This is a genomic window from Mycolicibacter senuensis (genome assembly GCF_003284925.1).
GTDB lineage: Bacteria > Actinomycetota > Actinomycetes > Mycobacteriales > Mycobacteriaceae > Mycobacterium > Mycobacterium algericum_A.
This window is the reverse complement of record NZ_QMEX01000121.1, coordinates 1-10539: the sequence shown is the minus strand read 5'-3', so window position 1 is coordinate 10539 and position 10539 is coordinate 1. Positions and strand designations below refer to the sequence as shown.

The 10539-nt window shown below is 67.7% G+C and carries 10 protein-coding genes; 1 reads left to right on the top strand and 9 read right to left on the bottom strand.

The genetic code is table 11. The features are described 5' to 3' along the window. Positions 1–111: 111 nt before the first annotated feature. Positions 112–726 (bottom strand): CDP-alcohol phosphatidyltransferase family protein, encoded by a 615-nt coding sequence (locus DQP56_RS19310; protein WP_112688183.1) that lies wholly within the window; start codon positions 724–726, stop codon positions 112–114. Between the two features lie 11 nt (positions 727–737). After that, entirely contained in the window at positions 738–3092 is a 2355-nt protein-coding gene (gene secA2 / locus DQP56_RS19305; RefSeq protein WP_112688189.1) for an accessory Sec system translocase SecA2, read from the bottom strand. Between the two features lie 185 nt (positions 3093–3277). Between secA2 and DQP56_RS19300 the strand changes: the two genes are divergently transcribed. Then, the gene (locus DQP56_RS19300; protein ID WP_112688181.1) at positions 3278–5212 is read left to right on the top strand and encodes an ABC transporter ATP-binding protein/permease; all 1935 of its coding nucleotides are present in this window, start codon (positions 3278–3280) and stop codon (positions 5210–5212) included. 85 nt (positions 5213–5297) lie between these two features. Here DQP56_RS19300 and DQP56_RS19295 read toward each other — a convergent pair whose 3' ends face one another. The 7 genes from DQP56_RS19295 to DQP56_RS25765 form a co-directional block, all read right to left on the bottom strand. Beyond that, positions 5298–6755, bottom strand: coding sequence for an FAD-binding protein (locus tag DQP56_RS19295; protein ID WP_112688179.1), 1458 nt, complete (start codon positions 6753–6755; stop codon positions 5298–5300). Positions 6756–6804: 49 nt separating this feature from the next. Further along, positions 6805–7305, bottom strand: a complete 501-nt coding sequence (locus DQP56_RS19290) for a VOC family protein (RefSeq protein ID WP_112688177.1) — start codon at positions 7303–7305, stop codon at positions 6805–6807. Further along, positions 7302–7964: an Rv1815 family serine proteinase gene (locus DQP56_RS19285; protein WP_165825081.1), complete on the bottom strand. Its 663-nt coding sequence runs from the start codon at positions 7962–7964 to the stop codon at positions 7302–7304. Before DQP56_RS19285 ends, DQP56_RS19290 begins: the two co-directional genes overlap by 4 nt. A gap of 137 nt (positions 7965–8101) precedes the next feature. Then, positions 8102–8677: a LysM peptidoglycan-binding domain-containing protein gene (locus DQP56_RS19280; RefSeq protein WP_112688187.1), complete on the bottom strand. Its 576-nt coding sequence runs from the start codon at positions 8675–8677 to the stop codon at positions 8102–8104. Between the two features lie 112 nt (positions 8678–8789). Further along, entirely contained in the window at positions 8790–9689 is a 900-nt protein-coding gene (locus DQP56_RS19275) for a sterol desaturase family protein (protein WP_165825079.1), read from the bottom strand. 46 nt (positions 9690–9735) lie between these two features. Then, positions 9736–10449 (bottom strand): MgtC/SapB family protein, encoded by a 714-nt coding sequence (locus tag DQP56_RS19270; protein ID WP_112688173.1) that lies wholly within the window; start codon positions 10447–10449, stop codon positions 9736–9738. 19 nt (positions 10450–10468) lie between these two features. Further along, positions 10469–10539, bottom strand: a 71-nt coding sequence (locus DQP56_RS25765; protein ID WP_353617193.1) for a PPE family protein, SVP subgroup, incomplete at its 5' end; no start/stop codon positions are given.

The following is a 10539-nucleotide window of genomic DNA, read 5'->3' as shown; positions in this document are numbered from 1 at the left end:
TCGGACAGCAGCGACCGCAGCAGCGAGGGCACCGCGAATCGCTGCGGCCGGCCCGCCTCGTGAGCGCCCCGGTCGCTCTGGCCGTCATAGCCGCTGAGCGCGAAGAACGGTTCAGACATCTGCCCCTCGGGAGGTGATCTTCGGCAGCGTGCGGGCCACCAACCTCACCTGGATCAGGTACAGCACGAACGCCCACAGGTACATGCCCAGGCCCCAGATCAGGAAGGCCCAGCCGACCGACAGCACCGCCCGGCTCCATACCGCGTCCCACTGGCCCAGCAGGATCAGCGGGAACGCCGACATCAGCGCGAAGGTGCCGGCTTTGCCGATGTAGGTCACCGGCAGCGCGGTCAGTCCCCGGCTGCGCAACACCGGCAGCACCGCGGCCAGCAGCAGGTCGCGGGCCAGCAGTGTGCCGATGATCCACCACGGCACCAGGCCGCGCAGGCCGAACGCGATCGGCACCGCCGCCATGTAGAGCCGGTCGATCGCCGGGTCGAGCAGGGCGCCAAGCGCCGAGGACTGGTCCAGCACCCGGGCCAGCTTGCCGTCGGCCCAGTCGGAGATGCCGCTGATGATCAGCGTCGCCGCCGCCAGCCCGTCGGCCTGCGCGACCAGCAGCAGGTATCCGAAGACGACGATCAGGCCGAGCCGAGCCAGGCTGATGACGTTGGGCACCGTGAGCACCCGGTCTTGGACTCGATCCGGGCCCGCCCCGGCAGACATCCCGGCCGCTCCTAGCGGAAGATTCCGGGCAGGCTCAGCGCGTCCATGGTGTCGTCGCTGAGCGGGTTGTCGCGGACCATGTAGGTCCACGTCGATGTCGGCCGCGCCAGCTTGGACAGGTCGATGCCCGGCTCGGACTCGATGTGCTCGGATGTCTCGAGGGTCTGCTGGGCCGCTTCGATGGCGTCGGCCGCCAGCGAGGCGAACGCGTCCAGGGCCATCCGGTGGAACTCATCGAGCGGGTTCTGCCTGCCCAGCGCGCGCAGGTGGATGCTCTCCCGGATGTCGGCCAGGAACGCCAGGTGATCGGCCCAGCCGCGGTCCAGGTGGTAGAGCATGATCAGCCGGCAGATCTTCTCCAGCTTGGCATCGGCGTCGTCGCCCAACTGCTTTTTCAGCTCGGCATAGCGCTGCGGGGTCAGCTCGGCGAGTTCCTCGCGGGCCGCCGGGGTGGACAGCAACGTGTTGCGCCGTTCGACGATGATGGCGCGCTGCTGGGCGATCAGCTGGTTGTAGCGCCAGGTGTTGGCATGGATGTCGAGCAGCTTGCCCTCGGCGATGCGCTGTGCGTGGTCGAGCATCCCGGAGGCCTTGGGACTCAGGATGCGCCCATCCTCGTCGGTCTCGGTCGGCAGCTTGTTGGGTTCCAGGTTGGTCGCCGCGACGTCGTCCTCCCAACTGGAGAAGAACACCGACGAGCCGGGGTCGCCCTGCCGGCCGGCCCGGCCCCGCAGCTGGTTGTCCAGCCGCTCGGTGTGCTGGCGCCCGGTGCCGATCACGTGCAGCCCCCCGAGTTCGACGATCTCATCGTGGTTCGTCTCGTCGGAGCCGCCGAGCCGGATGTCGGTGCCTCGCCCGGCCATCTGGGTGGAGACGGTGACCGAGCCGAGCTTGCCGGCCTCGGCGATCACCGTGGCCTCTTCGGCGTCGTTCTTGGCGTTGAGCACCACCGCCGGCACGCCGCGTTTGCGCAGCCGCTCGTAGAGTTCCTCGGATTCGGCGACGTCGTGGGTGCCGACCAGCACCGGCTGCCCGGTGGCGTGGATCTCGACGATGTGTTCGACGATGGCGTCGTTCTTGGCCGCGGCGGTGATGTAGACCCGGTCGGTCTCGTCCTCACGGATGTTGGGCATGTTGGGCGGGATCGGCGAGACCCCCAGCTGGTAGAACTGCCGCAGCTGCTCACCGGCGGCCAATGCCGTCCCGGTCATGCCACATACCGTGGGATAGCGGTTGACCAGGGCCTGCACCGTGATGGTGTCGAGCACCTCGCCGGTCTCGGTCGTCTCGATGCCCTCCTTGGCCTCGACCGCGGCCTGCAGGCCGTCCGGCCAGCGCTGCAGCGCGGCGATCCGGCCGCGGGAGGCGTTGATCAACTGCACCTTGCCGTCGCGGACGATGTAGTGCACGTCGCGCTGCAGCAGTACGTGCGCGTGCAGGGCGACGTTGACCTCGGTCAGCGTGGACACCACGTGTTCCTCGGAGTACAGGTCGATGCCACCGAGTGCCGCTTCGACGCGCCGCGCTCCCTTCTCGGTGAGGTGGATGTTGCGCCGGTCCTCGTCGGAGTCGTAGTCCACCCCCGGGGTGAGCCGGCCGATGAGTTCCACGATCTCCATCCGGGGGGTCTCCCGGTGAGTGGTGCCGGCCAGCACCAGCGGCACCAGCGCCTCGTCGACCAGCACCGAGTCGGCCTCGTCGATCAGCGCCACGTCGGGGTTGGGCGAGACCAGGTCGTCGACGTCGGTGACCAGCTGATCACGCAGCACGTCGAAGCCGATCTCGTTGATCGACGCGTAGGTGACATTGCACTTGTAGGCCTCGCGGCGCTCGGCCGCGCTGGAGTCGGCGGTGATCCAGCCGACGGTCACCCCCATCGCGGTCAGCAGTGGCCCCATCCACTCGGCGTCGCGACGGGCCAGGTAGTCGTTGATGGTGACCACGTGCACGTGGCGCCCGCCGATGGCGTAACCGGCGGCGGCGATCGCACCGGAGAGCGTCTTGCCCTCGCCGGTGGCCATCTCGACCACATCGCCGGCCAGCATCCGCAGCGCGCCCTGCAGCTGTACATCGAAGGGGCGCATCCCGATGCTGCGCTCGGCCGCTTCGCGGGCGATCGCCAGGAACTGCGGGATGTCGGACGCATCCGCCAGGTCCTTGAGCTTGAGCAGTTGCGCGGCCTTGCGCAGCTGCTCGTCGTCGAGTCCGGCGGCCTTCTTGGCGAAGGCGGCCGCTGCGTTGACCTCGGCCATCGAGCGGCTCTGGTTCTTCTCGGTGCTGGCGCCCAGCAGTTTCCAGAATTTTCCGCTCAGCCGTCCCGACTTGGCGCGCGTGGTCCCGGAGACCGTTTTCGAGGTGTTAGCCACAGCACAACCGTACGCGGTGGTCGGTGTCACCAGCCCGGGGGCACCACCGCGCCCGTCGGCTTTTCCCGCGCTGCTCATCCGACGCGACGACGCGGCGCTGCGGTAGGTTTCGCACGGGATTTTTCCGATTTCCGATACCGGCGGTGACGTGATTCCGGCGGTAGCGACCGCAAGGAGACCTGGCAGTGGACTCGAAGCTGTTCAACCCGTCCATCAACTGGTCGCACGCGCTGCCCGATTCGCTGCTGTGGATCGCGGTGGCCTGGAGCATCAGCGCCGTCTGTGTGTTGGCCGTGCTGGTGCTGCTGCGGATGAGCACCCGGTGGGGCCGGCAGTTCTGGGAGATCACCGGCGGCTACTTCACCGGACGCGAGAGCGCCCGGGTGTGGCTGATGTTGGGGGTGCTGCTGCTGTCGGTGATCACCGCGGTGCGCCTCAACGTGCTCTTCAGCTTCCAGGGCAACGACATGTACTCCTCGCTGCAGACTGCGTTTCAGGGCGCCGCCGGCGGTGACGAGGAGGTCAAACAGTCCGGCGTGCACGGGTTCTGGGTGTCGATCGGCATCTTCAGCCTGATGGCGGTGCTGCATGTGGCGCGGGTGATGCTCGACATCTATCTGACCCAGCACTTCATGGTGAACTGGCGAATCTGGCTCACCGACCGGCTCACCGGCGACTGGCTCGAGGGGCGGGCCTACTACCGCGCCCGCTTCGTCAAGACGCCACTCGACCCGGCCGTGGGTGAGGCCGTCGAAGGGGCGATCGACAACCCCGACCAGCGCATCCAGCAGGACATCGACATCTTCACCGCGGGCAACGGCGCCAACCCGAACGCGCCGGCCAACGGCACCGGTGGAACCTTGTTGTTCGGCGCCGTGCAGTCCATGGTGACCGTGGTGTCGTTCACGGCCATCCTGTGGAACCTGTCGGGCACGCTGACCGTGTTGGGGGTCGACATTCCCAGGGCGATGTTCCTGATAGTGCTGCTTTACGTGGCCGTCGCGACCATTGTCGCGTTCTGGATCGGCCGGCCGCTGATCCGGCTGAGCTTCCGCAACGAGCTGACCAACGCCGCCTTCCGGTATGCACTGGTGCGGGTACGCGACTCCGCCGAATCCATCGCGTTCTACCGCGGCGAGGTCGCCGAACGCCTCCAGTTGCGGGAGCGGTTCGGCGGGATCATCGACAACTACCTGAAGTTCGTGAACCGGACCATCGGGTTCGCGGGCTGGAACCTGTCGGTGAGCCAGGCGATCGTGCCGTTGCCCTGGGTGATCCAGGCGCCGCGGTTGTTCTCCGGGCAGATCATGTTCGGCGGGGTGGCGCAGACCGCGACGGCTTTCGGCAACATCTCCGATTCGCTGTCCTTCTTCCGCAACGCCTACGACAACTTCGCCGGCTACCGCGCCTCCATCATTCGTCTGCATGGGCTGGTGGAAGCCAACCGCGAGGCCCGCGAGCTGCCCGAGCTGCTGGTGAAGCCCAGCACCGACGGCACCGTGGCGCTCGAGGGCGTCGAGGTGCGCAGCCCGGCCGGCGACCCGCTGGTCGAGGCGCTCGATGTGCAGCTGGGTATCGGTGACGCGCTGATGATCGCCGGACCGTCCGGCAGCGGAAAGACGACCCTGCTGCGCAGCCTGGCCCAGCTATGGCCGTACGCCTCGGGCACCCTGCAACGTCCCGACGCCGACAACGAGACGGTGTTCGTCTCTCAGCTGCCCTACATCCCGCTGGGCGACCTGCGGACCGTGGTCGCCTATCCGCTGGCGCCACAGGAGATCTCCGACATCGCGCTGGTCGATGCGCTGGGCAAGGTGCTGCTGCCGCATCTGATCAACCAGCTCGACAACGTCGAGGACTGGGCCAAGGTGCTCTCGCCGGGCGAGCAGCAGCGGGTGGCGTTCGCCCGGCTGCTGCTGACCCGGCCCAAGGCGGTGTTCCTCGACGAGTCGACGTCGGCGCTCGACGAAGGCTTGGAGCTGGCGCTGTATCAGCTGCTGCGCACCGAACTTCCCGACACCATCGTGGTCAGCGTCAGCCACCGGCACACCGTCCGCCAGCATCACAAGCAGGTGCTCGAACTGCTCGGCCGGGGCCGCTGGGAGCTCACCTCGGTCTAGCCCACCACCCGCGAGCGTGCGCGTCCCCGGTCGACACGCCGTGGTGCACACCGGATTTGCGCACGTTCGGGCCCGGGGCGGCCGGTCAGCGGGAGCGGGCCGCCGCGTGCGCACCGGCACGGCGACCGAAGAACGAGCCCTCGCCTAACTGGGTGCCGCTGGCATAACCCTTGCCGTCCTGGGCGATGTTGGCCGCACAGGCGCCGGCGGCGTAGAGGCCCGGCACCGCGCTGCCGTCGTCGCGCAGCACCTCGCCGTCCACCGAGGTCGCCAGCCCCCCGATGGTGAAGCCGGCATACATCGCCTTGCCCAGCGACAGGTCGAAGGCGCCCCACGGCCCGGTGTCCTGCGGGGCGAGGAACGGCGGCTGCTTGTGAAAGTCCGGGTCCTCCCCGCGCGCCGCGTAGCTGTTGTAGCGATCCAGCGTCGCCACCAGGTTCCCCTCCGGAATCCCCAGTGCCGCTTCCATTTCCGGAACCGTCTCCCAGCCATCGATCAACGTGACCAGCGGCACCTGCGGCGTTCGCAGGTGGTTCTCGTCGACGATCAGGAACGCCGCACTATTCGGCTGATCCATCACGTAGCCCGACGTGCGCGAGTGATAGGAGTCCTCGGCGACGAAGCGCTTACCGTCGGAGTTGACGATGATCCCGGTGAGCAGGATCGAAGGCGGATAGACCGGCGCGGTGATGAATATCTGATCCATATGCTTGGTGGCACCGCCCACCGACATCCCCATCCGGATGCCCAGTCCGTCGTCGTAGGTGTTACCCAGCACGAACGGCTTCTCCGCCAGTTTCGGGGTGTACTGGGCGACCATCTCCGGGTTCATCACGAAGCCGCCGGCGGCGATCACCACCGACTTCGCTTTGATGGCACCGCTTTGGGTGAAGTGTTTCCAGGTGACACCGGCGACGGCGCCGGCGGCGTCGGTGACCAGGCCGGTGGCACCTGTTTCGTAACGGATCTCCACGCCGAGGCCCTCGGCCCGCTTGAGCAGCAGGTCGATCACCATCTTGGCGCCCTGGGTGTCACCGGGAACCGGAACCTTGTGCCCGCGCGGCGCCGGAACGGCCTGGTTCAGGTACGGCCATACCTTTTCGTTGCCGGTGTACATCAGCCCCTCGGTGTTGGGCTGGATCACCGCCTTCTCCGGGTAGTAGCTGCGCTCGAAGGCGACCCCCAGCTCTTCCAGCCAATTGAAGTGCTCGACGCTGCCGTCGCAATAGGCCCGGATCTTGTCGTGCTCGGGCTCCCGGGAGACCGCTACGAGGTACTTGTACATCTCGTCGGGTGAATCCGGATGCCCGGTTGCCTGTTGGACGGCGGTCCCGCCGCCCAGGTAGAAGTGCCCGCCCGCCATGGCAGTGGTGCCGCCCGCCTCGGCGGCCCGCTCCAGCACCAACACCCGCGCACCGGCTGCCGCCGCGCTGACCGCCGCGCAACCACCGCCGATCCCGAATCCGATCACCACTACGTCGACCTCATCAGACCATGACGAGATGTCCTCTACGGCAACGGTTGCCGGTATTTCGGTGGTCATCGAAGTCGTTCCTTCCCGTGCTGGCGCTGCGCGTCGTCGCCGGCGCGGCTCACCTCTGCTGCTCTTTGATGTAGTCGAAGACCGCTCGGATCTCCGCCGGAATGTATGCGATCTCTACGAACGGGACACCCGCCTGGGCCGCCGAGACGTAGCCGAACCGGATACCGCCGGGCATCACGCCTTGGGCGACCACGCCGGCGCCTTGCGCAGCGGCGTCGTCGAGCATCGCGGCGAAATCGGCGGGGTCGGCGGCCTCGATGCAGATGTGATGCAGGCCGGGACCGCTGTCGCGGAGGAAGTCAGCGTAGATACTGCGCCCGCTGACCGGTGCGATCAGTTCCAGTTGCATGTCGCCGGCATAGCTCAGCGCGATGTCGGCAACGAAGTCGGCCGGTTCGCCCCGGTAGCTGCAGGTATCCGGGGTGAAATGCACGCCCGGCATGCGGACCCACTTGCGGGCGCCCAACAATGCGCTCAGCGTCGATTCGGTGGCGTCGAGATCACTGGTGACCCAGGCGATCTGGACGGGTGGTCGAGGCGGCGGAGTCACGGCAGCGGGGTTGGCACGCCGACATCTTCGCGGACCTGCTGCGAGATCGCCGGCCACGACACCGCGGCCGGGTACTGCCCCCACACGCTGTTGAACAACCCGACGATCCGGGCGGAGCCGGGCCCGCGGATGACATACACCGGGCCACCGGAGTCGCCCTGTTGGCTTCGAACGCCGTGGGTCATCGTGAACCATCCGTTGTTGACCCGCTCGACGGTTCCGCAGGTCTCTCCGGTGACGATACCGAAGTGGCAGACCGGGTCTCCCGGCGCCACGATGTCGTCCGGACCGGCCTCGAGTCGCAGCCCGCCGGGCAGGATGTCGTTGCTGTCGACATCGTCGGCCAGCACGATCGCCTCGTAGTCGGCGATCACCTGATCGGTGTTGACGGTCGCACCGTTGGGGGTGTTGTCGCGGAAGGTCGCCATGGTGCCGATGACGTTTCCGGCCCGGTCGGTGACTGGGCCGCTCCCCCGGCAGTGGCCGGCGGTGAAGGCGACACGCATGATCGGGTCGACGTAGCCGAGGGTGCACACGTGAGTGTCCTGGTGAATCTCCATCCCGGGAAACACCAACACCCGATCGGCGCGAGCGGTACCGACCGCCGGGGACGCGACCGTCGCCCCGACCGCAACTCCCACCGCCAACAACCGCACAATGCGCCCGGGCACCGTCTCGACTCCGATCGTTGAGGCCGGTCAGCCCGGCCGGGATTCGACCACCGTGATCACCGGCGCAACGCGACGGCCCGGCCCCGTTTTGGGCTCCGGGCCGCCGCGTCGGCCGTCAGCGGCGATCAGGGGATGGTCAACTCCTGACCGGGGTGGATCAAGTCCGGGTTGGCGATACCGCTGGCCTCCGCGATCTGCGGGTACTTGTTGCCGTCACCGTAGAACCGCTCGGCGATGGCGAACAGCGTGTCGCCGGAGACCACGGTGTACTTGCGTGCCGCGGGTGCGGCCGGCTCTGCGGGGGCCGCTGCAGCGGGGGCCTCTTCAGCGGGCGCCGCTTCAGCCTTGGGCTCCTCGGGCGGCGGGGCGTCGGTCTCGGTCTTGGTGGACCAGGCGGCGCCGTCGGCGGCGTAGAGCACCAGGTTGCGGTCGTCCTGCAGGACCAGCTTGACGTCCTTCTTGCCCTTGGTGTCGGTGTGCCAGATGGGCTTGTCCGCGGTGTACAGCACGAAGTTGCCGTCCGGCTGCACCTCGGCACGCACCACGTCGTTGCCGTTGGTGCCGGATGCCCAGATCGCCTTGCCCCGCGCCGCCAGCACCAGGTTGCCGTCGTCCTGCAGGGTCAGGGTGTACGCCCCGTTTTTAGAGGTCAGCGACTCGCCCTTGACGAGCTTCTTCCCTGCGGTGAGCGTGTCTCCCAAGCTCTGTGCCACGTTGTTCCCTTCTCATCGGCACGCCGCGGCCGAAGACGCCGGGCGTTGTCGCGCGGATGCGACGTCGCAAGCCTATGCGAACACCGGTCGGTGCGTCCCATCAATGCCGCAGTGCCGCCGAAGCCCGCGACGACGCGGGTTGCCATCCGGGCGGCCCGAAAACGTAGCCGAGCCGATCGCGCCACCTCTTCGCCGCGCGCACATCGGCGAGGATCGAGGCGTATTCGTGGATCTGCAGTTTGATGATGTTGAAGGTGTCGACCTGCTTGGTCAGCCCGTAGCGCGGCCGGAACCGCTCGGGCGCGAAGCTGCCGAACAGCCGGTCCCAGACGATCAGGATGCCGCCGTAGTTCTTGTCCAGATACTCCTGGTCCATCCCGTGGTGCACCCGGTGGTGCGACGGGGTGTTGAAGATGAACTCGATTACACGCGGCAGCTTGTCGATCCGCTCGGTGTGCACCCAGAACTGGTAAATCAGATTCACCGAGAATGCGGCGAACACCATCCAGGGCGGAATGCCCAACAGCGGCAATGGAATCCACAGCAGGATCTCGCCGCTGTTGTTCCACTTCTGTCGCAGTGCGGTGGCCAGGTTGTAGTACTGGCTGGAATGGTGCGCCTGGTGGGTCGCCCAAACCAGCCGGACCCGGTGCGCGATGCGATGGTAGGTGTAATACAGCAGGTCCACGCCCAGGATGGCGATCACCCAGGTGTACCACTGCCGCGGCGACAGGTGCCACGGCGCCAGATAGGTGTAGATCGCCGCGTAACCGAGCAGCGCGAGGAACTTCCAGCCGGCGGTGGTGGCCACCGACACCAATCCCATGGAGATGCTGGTCCAGGCGTCCCTGGCGCGGTAGGAGCCGCGTTCAAGGTCGGCGAGCTTGCGGGCCGCAGTCCATTCCAGCGTCAGCAGCAGCAGGAAGAACGGGATGGCGAACAACACCGGGTCACGCATCGGGCCCGGCAGCACCGACCACACGCCAGCGATCCCGTCCACCGCGCTCACCTCCAGTGCCCAACAGCCTAGATCAGCGCGGCGACGGTCACTCCGGTGACAGGGCCGCCTGCCCCTCGGCGTGCCACTGCACCGCATAGACGCCCGGCTGCAGCGAGAGCTCGCCGACCAGGCGCTCGAGCCGTTCCGGCGCCCGGCCATCCGACAACATCGTGGCGGTCAGGGTCATGTTGTCGTCGCCGGCCGGACCCGTGTGGATCCCCCGCAACACCAGGTCGTTGCCGGCGGTGTGCTGCACGATCTGGGCCCGCAGGTACTTCTCGGATTTGGGCCGGCAGACCACCTGCACCTGGTAGAGCGACTGCGGCTCGTCCTCTTCGATGTGCTGATCACGGTCGATGAGCCGGCCCAGCGGTCGCAGCAACAGGTGGGTGCCGACGATCGCGCCGGTGCCGATCACCGCGAACAGCACGTCGCCGGCGGCCGCCAGTACCCCGACGGCCGCCGAGCACCACAGGGTCGCGGCGGTGTTGAGGCCGCGAACGTTGAACCCCTCCCGCAGGATCACCCCGCCGCCGAGGAATCCCACCCCGGACACCACATAGGAGGCGACCCGGGTGGAACTGGTGTCGCCTGCCGAAACCGAGTAGAGCACGAACAGTGTCGCCCCGGCCGCCACCAGCGCATTGGTGCGCAACCCGGCCATCCGGGCCCGCCACTGCCGTTCCAGCCCGATCAGCGCGCCGCAGCCCAGCCCGACGGCCAGCCGCAGCGTGAACTCGGCGACGCTCAGCGTCTGCATGGTCCCAACGATGTCACAGCTACCCGGCGACCACGGGCCGAGCCATCACCGTCGGCTTGAAGCCGTACCGCGGCGCGGCGAATCCGTAGT

Coding starts and splice junctions, on each gene's coding strand:
- DQP56_RS19310 (WP_112688183.1), bottom strand. CDS start 726: ATGTCTGCCGGGGCGGGCCCGGATCGAGTCCAAGACCGGGTGCTCACG.
- DQP56_RS19295 (WP_112688179.1), bottom strand. CDS start 6,755: ATGACCACCGAAATACCGGCAACCGTTGCCGTAGAGGACATCTCGTCA.
- DQP56_RS19270 (WP_112688173.1), bottom strand. CDS start 10,449: ATGCAGACGCTGAGCGTCGCCGAGTTCACGCTGCGGCTGGCCGTCGGG.